The sequence below is a fragment of the Chromohalobacter nigrandesensis genome (genome assembly GCF_023061285.1).
Classification (GTDB): Bacteria; Pseudomonadota; Gammaproteobacteria; order Pseudomonadales; family Halomonadaceae; genus Chromohalobacter; species Chromohalobacter nigrandesensis.
Genome location: NZ_JAKGAM010000004.1, coordinates 145,026 through 161,726, shown reverse-complemented (window position 1 = coordinate 161,726; position 16,701 = coordinate 145,026). Strand labels below are relative to the sequence as shown.

At 60.9% G+C, this 16,701-nt stretch carries 20 protein-coding genes and 1 tRNA gene; 13 read left to right on the top strand and 8 right to left on the bottom strand.

Translation table 11 applies throughout. From position 1 onward, the window contains the following. Positions 1–152: 152 nt before the first annotated feature. Together L1073_RS07600 and L1073_RS07595 are read right to left on the bottom strand one after the other, a co-directional pair. A complete protein-coding gene (locus L1073_RS07600; protein WP_246898116.1) occupies positions 153–1,091 on the bottom strand; it encodes a helix-turn-helix transcriptional regulator in 939 nt (312 codons plus the stop codon). Continuing rightward, positions 1,088–1,975, bottom strand: coding sequence for a formate dehydrogenase accessory sulfurtransferase FdhD (locus tag L1073_RS07595; protein ID WP_246898114.1), 888 nt, complete (start codon positions 1,973–1,975; stop codon positions 1,088–1,090). The genes L1073_RS07600 and L1073_RS07595 overlap by 4 nt, the downstream gene beginning before the upstream one ends. Positions 1,976–2,135: 160 nt before the next feature. Between L1073_RS07595 and L1073_RS07590 the strand changes: the two genes are divergently transcribed. The 11 genes from L1073_RS07590 to L1073_RS07540 all read left to right on the top strand — a co-directional run bounded on the left by L1073_RS07590 (position 2,136) and on the right by L1073_RS07540 (position 12,812). Further along, a complete protein-coding gene (locus L1073_RS07590; protein WP_246898112.1) occupies positions 2,136–2,561 on the top strand; it encodes a DUF3305 domain-containing protein in 426 nt (141 codons plus the stop codon). Between the two features lie 4 nt (positions 2,562–2,565). Continuing rightward, complete coding sequence (locus tag L1073_RS07585; protein WP_246898110.1) at positions 2,566–3,168, top strand: DUF3306 domain-containing protein; 603 nt, start codon at positions 2,566–2,568, stop codon at positions 3,166–3,168. A 196-nt stretch (positions 3,169–3,364) separates the two neighbouring features. After that, entirely contained in the window at positions 3,365–5,035 is a 1,671-nt protein-coding gene (locus L1073_RS07580) for a 4Fe-4S binding protein (protein ID WP_246898108.1), read from the top strand. A 2-nt stretch (positions 5,036–5,037) separates the two neighbouring features. Continuing rightward, on the top strand, positions 5,038–5,736 hold the full coding sequence (locus L1073_RS07575) for a TorD/DmsD family molecular chaperone (protein ID WP_246898107.1): 699 nt from the start codon (positions 5,038–5,040) through the stop codon (positions 5,734–5,736). A 49-nt stretch (positions 5,737–5,785) separates the two neighbouring features. Next, positions 5,786–6,007: a twin-arginine translocation pathway signal gene (locus L1073_RS07570; protein WP_246898105.1), complete on the top strand. Its 222-nt coding sequence runs from the start codon at positions 5,786–5,788 to the stop codon at positions 6,005–6,007. Positions 6,008–6,044: 37 nt separating this feature from the next. Then, a complete protein-coding gene (locus L1073_RS07565) occupies positions 6,045–8,906 on the top strand; it encodes a formate dehydrogenase subunit alpha (RefSeq protein WP_246898104.1) in 2,862 nt (953 codons plus the stop codon). Between the two features lie 58 nt (positions 8,907–8,964). Further along, positions 8,965–9,615, top strand: a complete 651-nt coding sequence (gene fdh3B, locus L1073_RS07560; protein WP_246898103.1) for a formate dehydrogenase FDH3 subunit beta — start codon at positions 8,965–8,967, stop codon at positions 9,613–9,615. A gap of 11 nt (positions 9,616–9,626) precedes the next feature. Beyond that, on the top strand, positions 9,627–10,670 hold the full coding sequence (locus tag L1073_RS07555; protein WP_246898101.1) for a formate dehydrogenase subunit gamma: 1,044 nt from the start codon (positions 9,627–9,629) through the stop codon (positions 10,668–10,670). A 117-nt stretch (positions 10,671–10,787) separates the two neighbouring features. Continuing rightward, complete coding sequence (locus tag L1073_RS07550) at positions 10,788–11,108, top strand: DUF1244 domain-containing protein (protein WP_246898100.1); 321 nt, start codon at positions 10,788–10,790, stop codon at positions 11,106–11,108. Further along, complete coding sequence (moaB, locus tag L1073_RS07545) at positions 11,105–11,629, top strand: molybdenum cofactor biosynthesis protein B (RefSeq protein ID WP_246898098.1); 525 nt, start codon at positions 11,105–11,107, stop codon at positions 11,627–11,629. Before L1073_RS07550 ends, moaB begins: the two co-directional genes overlap by 4 nt. Continuing rightward, on the top strand, positions 11,622–12,812 hold the full coding sequence (locus L1073_RS07540; protein ID WP_246898096.1) for a molybdopterin molybdotransferase MoeA: 1,191 nt from the start codon (positions 11,622–11,624) through the stop codon (positions 12,810–12,812). Before moaB ends, L1073_RS07540 begins: the two co-directional genes overlap by 8 nt. 18 nt (positions 12,813–12,830) lie before the next feature. Here L1073_RS07540 and L1073_RS07535 read toward each other — a convergent pair whose 3' ends face one another. The 5 genes from L1073_RS07535 to tusD all read right to left on the bottom strand — a co-directional run bounded on the left by L1073_RS07535 (position 12,831) and on the right by tusD (position 14,964). Then, positions 12,831–13,385: an acyl carrier protein phosphodiesterase gene (locus tag L1073_RS07535; protein WP_246898095.1), complete on the bottom strand. Its 555-nt coding sequence runs from the start codon at positions 13,383–13,385 to the stop codon at positions 12,831–12,833. A gap of 72 nt (positions 13,386–13,457) precedes the next feature. Next, the gene (locus L1073_RS07530; protein WP_246898093.1) at positions 13,458–13,811 is read right to left on the bottom strand and encodes a TusE/DsrC/DsvC family sulfur relay protein; all 354 of its coding nucleotides are present in this window, start codon (positions 13,809–13,811) and stop codon (positions 13,458–13,460) included. Continuing rightward, complete coding sequence (gene tusB, locus L1073_RS07525) at positions 13,811–14,101, bottom strand: sulfurtransferase complex subunit TusB (protein WP_246898092.1); 291 nt, start codon at positions 14,099–14,101, stop codon at positions 13,811–13,813. The genes L1073_RS07530 and tusB overlap by 1 nt, the downstream gene beginning before the upstream one ends. 53 nt (positions 14,102–14,154) lie before the next feature. After that, positions 14,155–14,535, bottom strand: a complete 381-nt coding sequence (gene tusC, locus L1073_RS07520) for a sulfurtransferase complex subunit TusC (RefSeq protein WP_246898090.1) — start codon at positions 14,533–14,535, stop codon at positions 14,155–14,157. A 36-nt stretch (positions 14,536–14,571) separates the two neighbouring features. Then, a complete protein-coding gene (gene tusD, locus L1073_RS07515; protein ID WP_246898088.1) occupies positions 14,572–14,964 on the bottom strand; it encodes a sulfurtransferase complex subunit TusD in 393 nt (130 codons plus the stop codon). A 370-nt stretch (positions 14,965–15,334) separates the two neighbouring features. Here tusD and L1073_RS07510 point away from each other — a divergent pair, with 370 nt between their 5' ends. Next, positions 15,335–15,619 carry a hypothetical protein gene (locus tag L1073_RS07510; RefSeq protein ID WP_246898085.1) on the top strand — a complete coding sequence of 95 codons (285 nt, stop codon included), beginning with the start codon at positions 15,335–15,337 and terminating at the stop codon, positions 15,617–15,619. A gap of 80 nt (positions 15,620–15,699) precedes the next feature. On the opposite strand, the gene L1073_RS07505 is transcribed toward L1073_RS07510, so the two are convergent. Beyond that, positions 15,700–16,374 (bottom strand): Bax inhibitor-1/YccA family protein, encoded by a 675-nt coding sequence (locus L1073_RS07505; RefSeq protein ID WP_246898083.1) that lies wholly within the window; start codon positions 16,372–16,374, stop codon positions 15,700–15,702. Positions 16,375–16,542: 168 nt separating this feature from the next. Here L1073_RS07505 and L1073_RS07500 point away from each other — a divergent pair. Continuing rightward, positions 16,543–16,632, top strand: a tRNA-Ser gene (locus L1073_RS07500). Positions 16,633–16,701: the final 69 nt, after the last annotated feature.

Genomic DNA, 16,701 nt, shown 5'->3' with positions numbered 1-16,701 from the left:
AGAGTGCTTATATCGTGCATCTATAAGGCGTCATTTGTTTCATATAATGCACACCAAAAGGAAAGATAATGGACCACAGGGAACGAGACAACCCAGGACAGGAGGCAATATCCGTTTTTTCCACGCAATGAGGATAAGCGGTGATGATAAGGCTAGGTATGCTGAACGTCGTCGCCCCGCCACAACAACTTGCCGCATTCATCGAGTGTGTAGCCGCCCAGAGACTGGGCCAGGGTCAAGCCGGCAGCACTGTGTAGATAATCGAACATCTGCTGCAACAGCGACCGAAAATACACGTTGCGCGGTGTCACCAGGTCGAACGCTTCTTCGGTGATGGGGATGAAGCCCAGGCCAAATTCATTGGCCGCCGACAGCGTACCCGGGCCGATGTCGGCCTCGTGACGCGCAATGAGCGAGGCGACCTCGCGCTCGCTATACGCAACTACCTGGGTATTGAGCTGGTCGAGTCGCAACTGATGGCCCGCCAACCATTCCTTGAGGAAGCGCTGCGACCCGGCGCCCTCTTGACGGATCGCCCAACGCCGATTGGCGCCGAAGAGCCCCGAGGGATCATGCGGCTGGTGACGGTCCTCCGAGCGAATGATCAGCCCCTGACTGCGGCGGAACAGGCGTACCAGCACCCAGTGACGATAGCCGCTTTGACTTCTCACCAGGGCGGGATGGCGCAACTCGCTTTCCTCGGCACGCCCCCAGTGAATGGCACACACATCGGCGCGACCTTGCGAGAGCAGCGACAAGCCCAGTTGTGTCCCGGTCACGCTATAGCCATAGAAGGCATGCCCCTGCTGCTGCTGATTGAGTCGCATGATCAATGCCGAGAGCAACGGGTCGTCACTGCCGGTCACCATCAGACGATCGGCCAGCACGCCATGGTGGCAGGACTCCAGAATCCACTGCTCGACCAGGCGCCGGGGAAATAGCCATTTGCCGGTCACCTTGGTGGAGGGGATAGCACCATCGCTGGCCAACTGGTAAATCTTCTTCTCGTTGAGATGCAGCAGCTCGGCGACCTGATGCACGTTGAGAAACGGCGACGTGGAGGATGAATCGCTGGAGGATGAATCGCTCATGAGGTGCCCTTATGTCGAGACGCCTTTTTGTCCCCCGGGCGGGGCGCCGGCATGGCATCCAGTACCAGGCGTGCCTGTTCGTCGACGACCTGGAAATGACGTCCCTTGGCACGCGCTACCAGCAACACACCGAAACGCTGCGCCAGTTCCACGCCCTTCTGTGTCATGCCCGAGCGCGAGACCAGCACGCTGATTCCCATCTGCGCGACCTTGAGCACCATTTCCGACGTCAGCCGTCCCGTGGTGTAGAAAATATCCGCCGTGGCCAGCTCGGCGTCTTCCGGCGTGCCTTCGTCCAGTGCCGCCAGCCATTGGCGACCGGCCAGCGTGTCCACCGCATTATGACGTCCCACGTCTTCCACGAACCCCAGCACGCGATCCTGACGACATAGCGCGCAGCCATGCACGGCCCCGGCATTGCGATAGGTCTCGTTGAACTGCCCCAGATTGTCGAGCATGCGATACAGCACCGCCTGAGATAACGGCTCACAGGGCAAGGGGCGCAGATCGGTAGCATCGAGCAAGCGCCCGAAGACCGTCCCCTGTCCGCAGCCAGTCGTCACGGTTCGCTGGGCCAGGCGCGCGTCAAGATCTTCGGGCAAGGCACGCGTCACGACGGCGGCGGCCTCCACGTCCCAGTCGACCTGCAGCGCCTCGACGTCCTCGGCGCGCACCAGGAGCCCCTGGTTGCGCAGGTAACCCAGCACCAGCGCTTCCGGCTCGGACCCCAGCGTCATCAAGGTGACGATCTCCTGACGATTCAAGTACACCGTCAAGGCACGCTCGGCGGCGATCGCCTGTTGTCGGCGTTGGCCATATTCATCGGTCACTGAAATCTCGAGTGTTGTCGGCATCCGCGCCCGACTCAGCACTACATTGGACATGCTCACCTCCCTTATTGTGGCGACAGGATACCCAAAGCGCGACACGCATGCCCAAGGGAAATATGCAGCAATGTCCTATTTTCCGGACTATCAGGCACGCGGCTTGCTATATGATGGAGATACAGCGTGCCATGTTTCATCTCACAGGGAGGCAACCGCGATGGCAGCCGACGACAACCTGAGACATTTAAGCTTCGAGCTGGCGTTCCAGCGCCAGATGGTCAAGGGCTTCACGTCCCTGGCCTGGTACATTGCCGACATGGGGTGCCATGATCGCGGCCCTCACGTCCTGCCGCTGACGCTCTTTCTCACCGAGCGTACAGCCTATCGTTTCAACTTGAACTCCCAGCACCCTTGCCTGTTCGTGCGCTGCGAGTCGACCGACGACGGCCCCGCGCCGCGCGAACTGACCGCCAGCCAAGAGGTCGCGGCGAACTGGATGGATGGTGACACCCAGGTCCTCGACACCCCCATGCCCTTGGCGATCCAGGCTTGGATCGAGGCCTATCTGGCGCGCCATGGTGAACGTGTCGAAGCTGGGCGAAAGAAGAAACGTGCCGGCGCCGGACGCGCCAGTCAGGAGTGATGTCATGAGCTTCATGCAACGCTGGTCACAGCGCAAACGCGAGCATGGCAATGAGCCGTCGCCCGAGACGCCGAGCGAAGAAACACCTGCGTCCCTACCCGAGCAAACACAAGCGACGGCCCCGAGCGAAGCGAACGAAACATCATCACGCGCCGCAGCTTTGATTCCCGGTTACGACCCGCAGCGCCCACTCGATGAGCAACTCCCCGAGCCGGAACGACTCGGTGCCGGTGACGACTTCCGAGCTTTCATGCTGCCCGAGGTCAGCGAACTCCTCAAACGCCGCGCCCTACGCCGCATGTTCAAGGTCGGCAACTACAATGTGCGCGACGGTCTCGACGATTACGACGAGGATTATTCGCAATTGAGACGTATGATGCCCGAGGTCAGTGCACGGATGCGCCAATGGCTGCGCCAGGCACAAGAGCCGGAGCCCCAAGACTCGGAACAGCATGACGACGCGAAGACGCTACCATCCGACACGTCCCCCGACGAGGATACGGACGACGCATCTGAAGCGGTGCAGACAGACCAGCCGAACGAGACAGGCCTGTCCGAAGAAGAGGCGCCAAATGACCCACACGACCGCTCGGGTGCGTCAAGTTGACCCACCGAGGTTATCAATACCGCCCAAACGCTCCCGTATCTTACCTGGCAAGCCCTTCGTTTGCGGCAGGAATGGGAACCTTACCTGCAAGTAGTAACATCATATAAAGTCCGGCGAAGACCGCGACGAGATGCCACACGATTGGCACGACAAGCTTCAAAGCCCCGTGGCAAGACCGACAAGTTGATGAGGTGACATGCCCCAATTCATCGATACGCGCGCGCTGAACGGCGACGCTCGTAATGTAGCCGCCCGTGAAGCTGCCCTGCAGCAGGTTTCATGGCCGCAGAACCTCGCCCCGCCCACCGTGAGCTACGTCAGCCACGGCCATGTCGCCATTGTAGGGCCGGCAGAGGCCTTGCAACGTGCTGCCAAGGTACTCACGGACAGCGAACTCGCCAGTATCACACTGGTCACGACGCAATCCGCATTACCGCATGATCATGACACTGCGCCGAATAGCGCCGATGTGCGCTATATCGCCTGCGCCCACCCCCACCTGGAAGGTTATCTGGGCGCATTCCATCTGACCTCCCGTGATGGCGGCGAGTCCCTTTCACAGGCCAGCCTCGGGCGTGATCATTTCGATGCCATTCTCGATCTCGGCACACCGGCGCTGTTGCAGTACGAATTGCCGCCGCCGGGGTACCACCGCGTCACACAAGCGACACCCCTCGAGCAGGCCGTTCAGGATCTTCAAGCGTGCATCGGCGAATTCGAAAAACCGCGCTATTTTCAGATCGAAAGTGATTTATGCGCGCATGCCGGGCGTGGCCAAAGCGGCTGTACCCGCTGTCTCGATGTCTGCCCCGCCGATGCCATCTCGAGCGTCAAGCAGGAAATCGTCATCGACCCGTTTCGTTGTCACGGCGCGGGCAGTTGCACCAGCGTCTGCCCCACCGGCGCCATTCGCTACGCCTTGCCTACGCCCGAGCGCCTCGACGATTACATCGCGCGCCTGCTTGCTACCTACCACACCGAAGGTGGCGATACCGCCGTGGTACGCTTTCTGGATCAAGAGACGCAGGCCAGCGAAACCACCGAGGCAGCGGGACATGTCCTTGACGTGCCACTGGAGGAACTCGGCGCAGCAGGGCTCGACCATTGGCTCGGCGCCATTGCACGCGGCGCTGCCGAAGTCCGCATCGTCATGCATGACGCCCTGCCGCCCTCTTTGGCGCACCTGGTACACGACCAGCATGCACAGGCCATTACCCTGCTCGAATCATTGGGACACGATCCCCGACGCCTGAGCCTGATCGATGCAGGCAATACCGCCATACGCGATGCACTGCCGATCGTGCCGCCCCTCGGCGAACGCCTGGAAGCGCCGCGCCCGCACGGCAAGCGTGAAGCTCTCAACGACATCCTCGACTTTCTCGCGGCAAGGGGCACGCCCAGTGAAGAGCGCATAGCCATGCCTGAAGGTGCTCCCTTCGGCACGCTGGCTATCGACACCGACCACTGCACGCTGTGCATGGCCTGCGTCGCCGTTTGCCCCACACAAGCACTGAGCAGTCCCGGCCAGTCACCGGCGCTGCAGCTTCAGGAAAGTGCCTGTGTGCAGTGCGGGCTGTGCGAAACCGCATGCCCCGAACAGGTCATTGCCCTGCATCCCGGGTTCATGGCCGCTCCCGAGACCCGCAACCAGGTTGCGACAGTCAAGGAAGAAGCGCCGTTCGAATGCATCAGCTGCGGCAAGCCGTTCGCGACCGCCAGCACCATCGCCTCGATCAAGCAGAAACTCGCCGATCACCCGTATTTTGCCGGCGACGCCATCAAGCGCCTGGAAATGTGCGAAGACTGCCGCGTCAAGGATATCTGGCACGACATGGCGCGCGACCCCAACGCTCAGCTCAAGGTATGACCATGACGACACCCGAGCATAGCGATACCCATCATTCCCCGGCATCGCTGACTGCGGCGCTCGAGGAGCGTAACGCCCTGCGTGCCGATGTCTATCTATTGCTGGCCCGCCTGGTCCGCGAGGCGCCCAACGCCGAGCTGCTCGACTTTCTCGCCGCACTCGAACCCGACGACGAGAACTCGGCACTCAAGCGCCACTGGGCCTCGTTGTCACTGGCCGCCCAACACGCGCATCCCGAAACGCTGCACGACGTACATTTCGGTTTGCTGGTCGGGGTAATCCAGGGCCAGCTCGTGCCATATGCTTCCTGGTACCTGACCGGCTCGCTGATGGAAATGCCCTTGGTGGCGTTGCGCCATGACCTCAAGCACCTGGGCTTCGAGCGCGCCGCGCACGTCAAGGAACCGGAGGATCATTTCTCGGCGATGTGCGAAGTCATGGCCATGCTCATCGAGTCTCAGGCCGAGACACAGGCAGTCTTCTTCAAGCGTCACCTGAGCCCTTGGGCGCTACGTTTCATGCGTGACCTGGCCCAGGTCGAAGACCCGTTCTATGCCAGCGTCGGATCACTAGGAGAGGCCTTTCTCTCCCGCGAGGATAACCAACTGCAAAGCGATCCCGACGCGCAGGTCGTCACGTTTTCGCCCTCCCCCTCGACACTCAGCGGGACGCAGCTTAGTGAAGGGGACACCCACTCATGACCTGCACCAATGACGTATCACGGTGCGCAGTGACCACAGGAGTCGCCCCATGAAAGAGTCTCACGATAAAACGTCGAACAACCCCGCCCGGCGTCACTTCTTGCGCAACATCGGACTGGGCACGGTCGCTGCGGGTGCGGCGATGGCCGTCGGCCATGTCACCCTGGCGCAGGCACAGTCGGATGAAGGAGAAGACGCCGCCGATGCCGACGAAACGACGTATCGCGAAACCGAACACGTCAAGGCGTTCTACGCCACCTTGCGCGACTAACTAAACGGTCGAGAGAACCGGAACTGAGGACATAACCATGCGATTGACTCGAAAATCCTCCCAACCCGCCAGCCAGGGTGGGCTGGGCATCAGCCGCCGGCAATTCCTGCAGCGCAGCGGCGTGGCGACGGGTGGTCTCGCCGCCGCCGGCTTCATGGGCCATGGCATGATGCAGGCCGCCAACGCCAAGGAAAAAACGGCGTATTCCGATGCTCCCGTCGAAACCAAACGCACCGTCTGCTCCCACTGCTCGGTGGGGTGCGGCGTCTACGCCGAGGTGCAAGAGGGGGTCTGGACCAAGCAGGAGCCCGCGTTCGACCACCCGATCAATCGGGGTGCGCATTGCGCCAAGGGCGCTTCGCTACGTGAACACGGCCATTCCACGCGGCGCCTGAAATACCCGATGAAGCTGGTCGACGGCAAATGGCAGCGCCTCGAATGGGATCAGGCCATCGAGGAGATCGGTGACAAGGTGCTGGAGCTGAACGAACAGCACGGCCCGGACAGCGTCTACTGGCTGGGATCGGCCAAGTTCAGCAACGAACAAGCCTACCTGATGCGCAAGCTGGCAGCCTTGTGGGGTACCAACAATACCGATCACCAGGCACGCATCTGCCACTCCACCACCGTCGCCGGCGTGGCCAATACCTGGGGCTACGGGGCGATGACCAATTCGCTCAACGACATGCACTTCAGCAAGTCGATTCTGTTCATCGGCTCCAACCCCAGCGAAGCACACCCGGTGGCCATGCAGCACATCCTGCGTGCCAAGGAGCGTAGCCACGCGCAGGTCATCGTCGTCGACCCGCGCTTCACGCGCACCGCCGCCAAGGCCAACAAGTACGTCCGCCTGCGGCCGGGGTCCGATGTGGCCTACATCTGGGGCCTGCTCTGGCATATCTTCGACAATGGCTGGGAAGATCAGGAGTACATCAATCAGCGCGTCTTCGGCATGGAAGAAGTGCGTCGCGAAGTTGCCGAGTTCCCTCCGGACGTCGTTGAGCGCATTACCGGCGTCAGCGAGGCCGACATGTACGACGTCGCCAAGCGCATCAGCGAGAATCGTCCCGGCTGCGTGGTGTGGTGCATGGGCGGTACCCAGCACACCACCGGCAACAACAACACCCGCGCGTACTGCATTCTCGAGCTGGCACTGGGTAATATCGGTGTTTCCGGTGGCGGGGCCAACATCTTCCGTGGCCACGACAACGTGCAGGGCGCTACCGATCTAGGGTTGATGTCGCATTCACTCCCTGGGTATTACGGTCTGACCGAAGGCGCATGGAAGCACTGGGCCAAGATATGGGATGTCGATTACGAGTGGATCAAGAAGCGTTTCGATCAGAGCGAATATAACGGTAGCTTGCCCATGAACTCCAATGGCATCACCGTCTCGCGTTGGGTCGATGGGGTTCTGGAAAACGACGAGGATATCGCCCAGCGCACCAACCTCAAGGCGATGTTCTACTGGGGACATGCGGTCAACTCGCAGACCCGTGGTCCGGAAATGAAAAAGGCCATGAGTCAGCTCGAATTGATGGTCGTGGTCGATCCCTATCCCACCGTCGCCGCCGTGATGAACGACCGCACGGACGGCGTGTATCTGCTGCCCGCTGCGACCCAGTTCGAAACAACCGGCAGCGTGACCTCGACCAACCGCTCCCTGCAATGGCGCGACCAGGTCGTCGAACCGATGTTCGACTCCAAGCCCGATCACGAGATCATGTATCTCATGGCGAAGAAACTCGGCTTCGGCGATGAATTCACGCGCAACTACGCCATCGAAGACGGCCGTCCGGTAATCGAGGATGTACTGCGCGAGATCAACGCGGGCATGTGGACCGTGGGCTATACCGGGCAAAGTCCCGAACGCCTCAAGGAGCACCAGCAGAATTGGCACACCTTCAATTTCGATACGCTGAAAGCGGAAGGCGGCCCCGCCAATGGTGACTTCTATGGCTTGCCTTGGCCTTGCTGGGGGACGCCCGAGTTCAACCATCCCGGCACGCCTCTGCTCTACGATATGAGCAAGTCCGTTAAAGAAGGGGGGCTCACGTTCCGGGCCCGCTTCGGCGTCGAACACGACGGCGAAGATCTGCTTGCCGACGGGGTTGCGAGCGAGGGTTCCGAACTCAACGACGGCTATCCCGAGTTCACCGCCGACATGCTCAAGGACCTGGGCTGGTGGGACGATCTTACCGCCGAAGAAAAGACCGCTGCGGAAGGCAAGAATTGGAAAACCGATCTGTCCGGCGGTATTCAACGCGTGGCGATCGAGCATGGCTGCGCGCCCTTCGGCAACGCCAAGGCACGCTGCCGGGTATGGACCTTCCCCGACGAGGTGCCCAAGCATCGCGAGCCGCTTTATACCAGCCGGCGCGACTTGGTGGAGGAATATCCAACCTGGGACGACGTGGCGTCATTCTATCGTCTGCCGACGCTCTATCGCTCGATTCAGGAACAGGACTTCAGCCAGGATTTCCCGATCATCCTGACCTCGGGACGCCTGGTCGAGTACGAAGGCGGTGGCGAAGAAACTCGCTCCATGTCATGGCTCGCCGAGCTACAGCAGGAGATGTTCGTCGAGATCAATCCGGCACAGGCCAACGACCTGGGCATCAAGAACGATGACATGGTCTGGGTTCACGGCCCCGAGGGCGGCAAGGTCAAGGTCAAAGCCATGGTGACGCCGCGCGTGGCCCGTGACGTGGCGTTCATGCCCTTCCATTTCGGTGGTATCTACCAAGGTGAAAGCCTGGCGGACAAGTACCCCGAAGGCGCACAACCCTATGTACTCGGCGAGGCCGCCAATACCGCGACCACTTATGGCTACGACATAGTGACACAGATGCAGGAAACCAAATGTACGCTATGTCGGATCGAGAAAGCCTCCGCCTGATCGACGATGCTTGAAACGCCGGTGAGGTCGCGTACCTCGCCGGCCAGAGGAGAACACCATGGCTCAAATGAAATTTTTATGCGACGCCGAACGCTGCATCGAATGCAACGGCTGCGTCACGGCCTGCAAGAACGCCAACGAAACCGACTGGGGCATCCAGCGTCGCCGCGTGGTGACCCTGGACGACGGCAAACCCTCCGAGGTCTCGATCTCGGTGGCCTGCATGCACTGCGACGACGCGCCGTGCATGGCGGTATGCCCCACCGACTGCTTCTACAAGACCGATGACGGCATCGTTCTGCACGACAAGGACATCTGCATCGGTTGCGGTTACTGCCTCTACGCCTGCCCTTTCGGCGCACCGCAGTTTCCCAAGGAAGAAGCCTTCGGCGAACGTGGCAAGATGGACAAGTGCACCTTCTGTGCCGGCGGCCCCGCCGAGACCAAAGAAGAAGAATACGAGAAGTACGGCGCCAACCGTATCGCTGAAGGCAAGCTCCCGCTGTGCGCCGAGATGTGTTCCACCAAGGCGCTGCTGGCCGGTGATGCCCAGACCATTTCCGATATCTTTCGTGAGCGTGTGGTCTATCGCGGTCATGAAGATGGCGGCTGGTCATCGGTGGAAAAAGCACAGATGTCGGGTCCGGATGTCTCGGGCAATCTCGACGAGATGGCCTACGACGCCACCCGCGCCACACGTGAAGGGTGAGGAGAAAGCTCATGCACACACTCATGCAATGCCTGTGGCGGCTGCGTATGGTCGGTGTGGTGCTATTGCTGGCGGTGTTGGCCGCCAGCCTGGCCCCACCCTCATCGGCGGCTGAACCCGACGAGGAAATAGGACAGGCAGTCGGCACCGTGGACGCCGACACCTGGCGGCAGGTCAAAAGCGGCGAGAACTTCGTCGACTCACGCTATGACTCGACCTACAACCTGATCAACCCCAGCGGCGAGACCTGGCGTCAGATCCGTAACGAGTGGATATCGCCCGCCGGCCTGATCGCCATCGGCGGCATGCTGGCGATCCTGATAATCTTCTATCTGATCGTCGGGCGCAACGATCTCGACCATGAGCGCACGGGACGCAAGATCCTGCGCTGGACGGTCTTCGAGCGCTCATTGCACTGGACCGTGGCAACGTTGTTCATCGCCCTATCGCTGACCGGGCTGAACCTGCTGTATGGCAAGTTCGTCTTCCGGCACATCTTCGGCGATGTTTTCTGGGCCAACATGATCATGGGCTCCAAGCTGATCCACAACTATGCGGGGCCTGTCTTCGGCATCCTGCTGATCGTCATCCTCGCCAAGTGGCTCAAGGTCAATCTACCCAAGAAGCATGACTGGGAGTGGTTCAAGCAAGGTGGCGGCATGGTGGGCGACAAACATCCCGATGCCGGCTTTGCCAATGCGGGCGAAAAAGCCTGGTTCTGGATACTTGCCAGTGTCGGCCTGCTGGTCGTGATCAGTGGCCTGGTGCTCGATTTTCCGATCTTCGGGCAAACCCGCGACAACATGCAGTGGGCCAACATGTTCCACGGTGTGACATCGTTGATCCTGATGACCGTGGCGCTCGGGCACATCTATATCGGCACTCTGGGCACCGAAGGCGCGCTGGAAGGCATGGCGACCGGCTATGTCGACGAAACCTGGGCCAAGCAGCACCACAACCTGTGGTACGAGGAGGTCAAGGACAACGCCGGACAACCCCAGCAAAGCGACCCGCCCGTCGGCGATGACACAGCGACGGCACACCGACCCAACTAGCACTTGCGTTCGAGACGACACCGCCCCCGGGCGGTGTCGCTCTTTGTTATGCTAGGCACTTTCCGGACAATGCCTAGAACCATTCCATAATGACATGCCCAGCGAGGAGGCCCTCCCATGCAACATATCGACGCTGACACGCGCACCGAGATCGAGGCGGCCGCTTTCCGCCAGTTGCTCGACCATCTGGACGCCAACAAGGACGTGCAGAACATCGACCTGATGATCCTGGCCGACTTCTGCCGTAACTGCCTCTCCAAATGGCTGGTGGCCGCCGCCAGCGAGCGGGGTATCGAGCTCGACTACGAGACCGCCCGAGAGTACGTCTACGGCATGCCCTACAGCGAATGGAAAGAGCTCTATCAGGCACCTGCCACCCCTGAACAGCTCGAAGCGTTGGATGCCCGTCAGCAGCGCAAGAAGGATACACACGCATGAGCGAGGCCGCGTTCGTTCCCCTCAAGATCGCCGTGCTGACCGTCTCCGATACCCGCACGGAGGAAACCGACCGTTCGGGCAACGCGCTGGTGGAACGCCTGGAACGCGATGGACATGAACTCGCCGACAAGCGCATCGTCGTCGATGATGTCTATCGTATCCGTGCGCTCGTCGCTCAGTGGATCGCCGACGAAAGCGTCCAGGTCATCGTCACCACCGGCGGCACCGGCTTCACCGGGCGTGACTCCACTCCCGAGGCGGTCGAAGTGCTGCTCGACAAGCACATCGAAGGTTTCGGCGAGCTGTTTCGCCATCTGTCGTGGCAGGAAATCGGCAGTTCCACCGTGCAGAGCCGCTGCCTCGGCGGCCTGGCCAACGCCACCGTGGTGTTCTGTCTGCCCGGCTCCACCGGCGCCTGCCGTAGCGCCTGGGACGGCATCCTTCACGAACAACTCGACAGCCGCCATCAGCCGTGCAACTTCGCCAACCTGGTGATTCCCGGGAGAGGTCAGCATGGCTGAGCTGCAAAGCGTCGAGCGCGCGCTGGAGGCGTTGTTGAAAGACGTGAAGGCGGGAGATATCGAACGCATCGATTGCGAGGCGGCGGCGGGCCGCGTGCTGGCCGAGTCGGTCACCGCCCGCCTCGACGTGCCGCCCGCCGATAACAGCGCCATGGATGGCTATGCACTACGCCATGCCGATACCGGCCGGTGGTTGCCCGTCAGCCAGCGCATCGCCGCCGGCCACGCGCCCGAACCGCTGGCACCGGGCACCTGTGTACGCATCTTCACCGGTGGCGAGATGCCTCCAGGCGCCGACACGGTCGTGATGCAGGAACGCGTGGAGACGCAAGACGCCCAGGCGCATATTCCCGGCGACATCACGCTGGGCGATAACCTGCGTCGCCGTGGCCGCGACGTAGAAGCCGGCACCCCACTTCTGGAAGCGGGCACTCGGCTGGAGGCAGCCGCCCTGGGGCACCTGGCCGGCCAGGGCATCACGCAGGTCGACGTGTATCGTCGCCCGCGCGTGGCGCTGCTCTCCACCGGCGATGAAATCGTCGACCCCGGTCAACCGCTCGCAGCGGGGCAGATTCATAACTCCAACCGGCCCATGCTCTCGCGCCTGCTCGAGCGCTTCGGCGCCGAGTTGGTCATGCGCAAACACGTGCCCGACGACTTCGCGACGACCCAGCGCCTGTTGCACGAGGCCGCCGAGCGCGCCGATGTCATCGTCACCACCGGCGGCGTCAGCGTCGGCGAAGAAGACCACGTCAAGCACGCGCTGGAATCATTGGGTCAGTTGGATCTATGGCAGTTGGCCATGCGCCCCGGCAAGCCATTGGCACTGGGACGCATCGGCCAGGCGCGACTGGTGGGCCTGCCCGGCAATCCTGTGTCCTGCTTCGTCGGCGCCTGGGTGTATCTCCGCCCCCTCATGGGCGCCCTGTTGGGTTGTCCGCGCATGGCCGCGCTGCCCCGCCTGTGGGCGCGCGCAGCCTTCACCACACATACGCAGGCGCGTCGCCACTACATGCGTGTGGGGCTCGAGTTCACCGCCGATGGCATCGTCGCCCACGCCTTCGCCGACCAGAACTCGGCGGTGCTGTCCTCGTGCCTCGAGGCCGATGCCCTCGCGGTGGTACCCGAGCACACCACCCTCCACGAAGGCGAGCGCGTAGAGTGCCTGTGGCTGACGGACTAATGCCACTGAAGACAAGGCCTAGTCAGCGCTCAACGCCTGATTGAGCGCCGGCCAGAGTCGCTGAAAATCATGCTCCAGCGTGGGGTAGTCGGCGCGCAGCCAGGGCACCAGTTCCGCCAGGCGATTGGGGCCGCTTAGACGGCGCCCGAGGCCTACGATCGCCTGGCAGGTGAAATCGAAGTCAGCGTAACGACTCAACCAGTCGTCTTCGATAAGAGCAGGAATCATTGGTGCCAAGCGATTGGGGGCTCGCCCCTGGGCCTGGAGTACCCGATAGCAACGCCGGATCAGCATCGCATCGGCATGGTCGCGCGCCACGAAATGGTCCCACACCAAATCCAGCGCGATGCCCACGACACGCCGCTGGGGACGCGGTGCACGTTCACGCACGCCACGTATCACGGCATGGTCGTCGACCCAGGCATCCACGCGACGATGATGACGAATGCCCCGCGCGATCTCCGCTAGCCAGTCGCCGTCAGGGTCACCCTTGACGCCATCGGCAATCAAGTTGCCGTACAAGAAGGCGTCGTTGCCACCACGTGCCAGCCAGCCATGCGCAAGAAAATTCATCGAAGACCTAGAGAGAGTTCTTGAAGACGGTTCGTAGAGACCATTCTTAAAGAGAGTTCTTAAAAACAGTTCTTAAAGACAATTGGTCGGCTTGGGCAATCCCGCCAGGCGCGCCCCCACCTTGGCAGGACTATCGGGAAACAACCGCATCAAGTGCAGGGAGCGGCCTTTATCGGGCCCCAGCGCCTGGCCGACAGCCTTGACCAGGGGCCGCATCGCCGGGGCGTTCTCATAGCGTGCGTAGAAGTCCCGCAATACCTCGAGAACCTCCCAGTGTTCAGGCGTCAGTTCGCGCCCGTCCTCGGCGGCCAGCGCCTCGGCCACGGCCGGCGTCCAGGCCGTCAGATCGACCACGAACCCTTCGGGATCGAGCCCGATGTCATGGCCTTCCACCGTGATATAGCGTGTCGCTTGCGTGGTCGCCATCAGAACCAGCTCACCGTGCGTTGCGCTTCCTCGGTCAGTGCCACGAAACCATCCATGTCGACGATGATCACGCGGGCATCGCAGCGCCCCGCCAGACCGCGCGACTCCAGATCCTCGCGCAGGGCGAACAGGCGACCTTCCAGACCGGGAAAATGTTGTACCTGTGCACTCACCGCGCCAAACACGCCATCTTCGATCAGCATCAAGCCATCTTCCTCCCCCATCGCGCGCAGTACGTCCTGATGAACGGAGCTCGAACTCGGGGCACGATTGAGCAAGTGCAACAACATTCGCAGGTGTCTCCTCACAGCGCTACCCAGCTAGCATTCGGTACGGGCAACGTTTAGAAATTGAAGATTTGACGGTGACCGGCAAGCACCGTCGACAGTTCCGGCGTCGACACTTCAATCACCGGCAAGAGCAAATCGTCGCGAGTCAGCCCACGCGCCGCGAGCGAGTCGACATCGACATATAAACGCTCGATATCATACATCTCCAGCATCTCGAAGGTGCTTTGGGAGCCCTTCTGCCCCAGCGGCCCCGAGCCTTGGCCCTGGAGCAATGCCCAGACGCCATCTCCCATCAGCAACAACGACACGGACTGACCGAAGGCCGCGCCCACCAATGCTAGATCGAGGGCCTCGCGTAGCCATAAACCGCCGTGCGGCGCATGGCGTAGCATCACCAGAAGATCGCCGTGCGATGCCTCGGTTATCTCGGACATGACAATTCCCCGTGACATGAATGAGCGACGCCTTATTCAGGGCGCGAAGGTGATCAGCCGCTCGTGTGTCTGGCCGATATCGAGCAACTGACCCAGCCCCGTCAACTCGAAGGGAGATTCGAGACTTGCCCCGCTCTTGCCGTGACGCTCGGCTTCGCGGGCATCGAGCAACCCACGACGCAGTGCCGCCGCCACGCAGACCTGCAAGACGGTTCCCTGCGTGCGCTGTAACTCACGCCAGGCATCGACGAGATGCGGCTCGTCCTGCGGCGGCGCCGCGAAGTGCGCAGCGTTATAGACCCCATCGTGATAGAAGAACACCGTACCGACACGATGCCCCCGTGCGATGGCGGCATGCGCGAAACGCAATGCAGAGTGCGCGGCCTGATGGCTATACGGACCTCCTAGCACGAGTAAGGCGTAACGCATCGAGAGTCTCCCATCACGGACATAGTGAATAGCGCTATTGTCCTCGACGTAGCGAGGTCAGGCAAATCATTGGAAGCACCACGCGCCATCGAGTCAGACAATCATTGACGCCAACCATGTTAGCGAGTATATTTTTAACAAGCTAACGTATAGCACATCTTTAGCTAGCGATACTGATCTGTTGATATCCCCAAACTTTGGCCGCCTTTCTAGGCGGCTTTTTTTTATGCCGCACCGCAACAGACGCGACTCATATGAGCGCCGTCAGGGTTTGTGCGAATCCTCTTTAGCCGTTACGAAATCCAGCTAAATTGAAAGTGTCTGTGTCGTAATGTACCGGCACACCTGCTGATTCGTGGAGGTTACGATCATGAGCGTTGCCCTGCTTTCCCCGACTAAACGTCCGCCAGCGTCGCTGGCGCCGACCGAAACGACCTGCTCATCCACGCTGTCGATCACCCATGGCGATAGAGTGGCCTTCTCGTGCTCAACGCCCAAGTGCGAGATAGGCTGCCTGGCGCGCCTTCGGCATGACCCGCATCTTTGGCATGACATTTTCGACACCGAAGATATCGCCAACACCCGACGCCGCGCGATTTTCTACACCCGCTGGCATGGGTTCGCCGAGCCTCTGCTGCAACTCTGGCGAGGATGAAAATGCCCTACGTAAAAGGCCCGCACCTTTCGAGGTGCGGGCCTTTGCCAAACAGGCGCGCAGTCGCGCCACGTGCCGAATCAGTCGTTAGACATGAACCCAAGAAGGGACAACAGGCTAATGAACAGGTTGTAGATCGACACGAACAGGGTAATGGTCGCCAAGATGTAGTTGGTTTCCCCTGCGCGATGGATGATCTCACTGGTCTGATACAGAATCGCCGCCGAAGAGAACAGCACGAAGCCTGCTGAGACGGCCAGCGCCAAAGCGGTGATATTGAAGATCATCGCTGCGACCATCGCCAGCACCAGCACGATCGCCCCGGCGATCATGAAGTTACCCAAAAAGCTGAAATCCTTGCGGGTAATCAAGGCCACGGCCGATAGCCCGATGAACGTCGCGCCCGTCATCCCCAGCGCCGTCATCACCAGTTGCGCGCCATTGGGCATTGACAGGTAGAGGCTCAACATCGGCCCCAACGTGAAGCCCATGAAGCCCGTGAAAGCGAAGATCGACAAAATGCCCGCCGCCGAATTCGCGGTCTTATGAACCAGGAACATCAAGCCGTAGGCACCAATCATGAAGATGAAGATATTCATCTGCCCGATGCCCATGGCCATCGCGGTTCCCGCCATCACGGCGGAGAACAACAGCGTCATGGCCAGGAGCATATAGGTGTTGCGCAACACCTTGTTGGTACTGATTTCCGACCGCGTCGTCTGCTGGTCAGCAATCTGAGAAGTACGATATGCCATGGGATTTCTCTCCTCGGTGGCGCTGAAAACATTTGTAAGACCTAGGATGCCCCGCTTGAGTTCCCACTGCAAGATGGATATTCAACGCCCCGGCGTTGTTTTAACTCATTGAAAGCACAAAAGTCTTGACGACTCAGTAAATGCTGGTAGTATACACCGCCGTAAGCCGGAGGGATGGCAGAGCGGTTGAATGCACCGGTCTTGAAAACCGGCGAAGGTTTGCGCCTTCCCAGGGTTCGAATCCCTGTCCCTCCGCCATTACATCTTAACGCCCCGAGTTTCAGTAACTTACTGGTCTCGGGGCGTTTTCGTTCGGGATGTTACATC

Excerpts from the sequence above, each read along its gene's own strand:
- L1073_RS07600 (WP_246898116.1), bottom strand. The coding sequence starts at position 1,091 with ATGAGCGATTCATCCTCCAGCGATTCATCCTCCACGTCGCCGTTTCTC.
- L1073_RS07595 (WP_246898114.1), bottom strand. The coding sequence starts at position 1,975 with ATGTCCAATGTAGTGCTGAGTCGGGCGCGGATGCCGACAACACTCGAG.
- L1073_RS07590 (WP_246898112.1), top strand. The coding sequence starts at position 2,136 with ATGGCAGCCGACGACAACCTGAGACATTTAAGCTTCGAGCTGGCGTTC.
- L1073_RS07585 (WP_246898110.1), top strand. The coding sequence starts at position 2,566 with ATGAGCTTCATGCAACGCTGGTCACAGCGCAAACGCGAGCATGGCAAT.
- L1073_RS07580 (WP_246898108.1), top strand. The coding sequence starts at position 3,365 with ATGCCCCAATTCATCGATACGCGCGCGCTGAACGGCGACGCTCGTAAT.
- L1073_RS07575 (WP_246898107.1), top strand. The coding sequence starts at position 5,038 with ATGACGACACCCGAGCATAGCGATACCCATCATTCCCCGGCATCGCTG.
- L1073_RS07570 (WP_246898105.1), top strand. The coding sequence starts at position 5,786 with ATGAAAGAGTCTCACGATAAAACGTCGAACAACCCCGCCCGGCGTCAC.
- L1073_RS07565 (WP_246898104.1), top strand. The coding sequence starts at position 6,045 with ATGCGATTGACTCGAAAATCCTCCCAACCCGCCAGCCAGGGTGGGCTG.
- fdh3B (WP_246898103.1), top strand. The coding sequence starts at position 8,965 with ATGGCTCAAATGAAATTTTTATGCGACGCCGAACGCTGCATCGAATGC.
- L1073_RS07555 (WP_246898101.1), top strand. The coding sequence starts at position 9,627 with ATGCACACACTCATGCAATGCCTGTGGCGGCTGCGTATGGTCGGTGTG.
- L1073_RS07550 (WP_246898100.1), top strand. The coding sequence starts at position 10,788 with ATGCAACATATCGACGCTGACACGCGCACCGAGATCGAGGCGGCCGCT.
- moaB (WP_246898098.1), top strand. The coding sequence starts at position 11,105 with ATGAGCGAGGCCGCGTTCGTTCCCCTCAAGATCGCCGTGCTGACCGTC.
- L1073_RS07540 (WP_246898096.1), top strand. The coding sequence starts at position 11,622 with ATGGCTGAGCTGCAAAGCGTCGAGCGCGCGCTGGAGGCGTTGTTGAAA.
- L1073_RS07535 (WP_246898095.1), bottom strand. The coding sequence starts at position 13,385 with ATGAATTTTCTTGCGCATGGCTGGCTGGCACGTGGTGGCAACGACGCC.
- L1073_RS07530 (WP_246898093.1), bottom strand. The coding sequence starts at position 13,811 with ATGGCGACCACGCAAGCGACACGCTATATCACGGTGGAAGGCCATGAC.
- tusB (WP_246898092.1), bottom strand. The coding sequence starts at position 14,101 with ATGTTGTTGCACTTGCTCAATCGTGCCCCGAGTTCGAGCTCCGTTCAT.
- tusC (WP_246898090.1), bottom strand. The coding sequence starts at position 14,535 with ATGTCCGAGATAACCGAGGCATCGCACGGCGATCTTCTGGTGATGCTA.
- tusD (WP_246898088.1), bottom strand. The coding sequence starts at position 14,964 with ATGCGTTACGCCTTACTCGTGCTAGGAGGTCCGTATAGCCATCAGGCC.
- L1073_RS07510 (WP_246898085.1), top strand. The coding sequence starts at position 15,335 with ATGAGCGTTGCCCTGCTTTCCCCGACTAAACGTCCGCCAGCGTCGCTG.
- L1073_RS07505 (WP_246898083.1), bottom strand. The coding sequence starts at position 16,374 with ATGGCATATCGTACTTCTCAGATTGCTGACCAGCAGACGACGCGGTCG.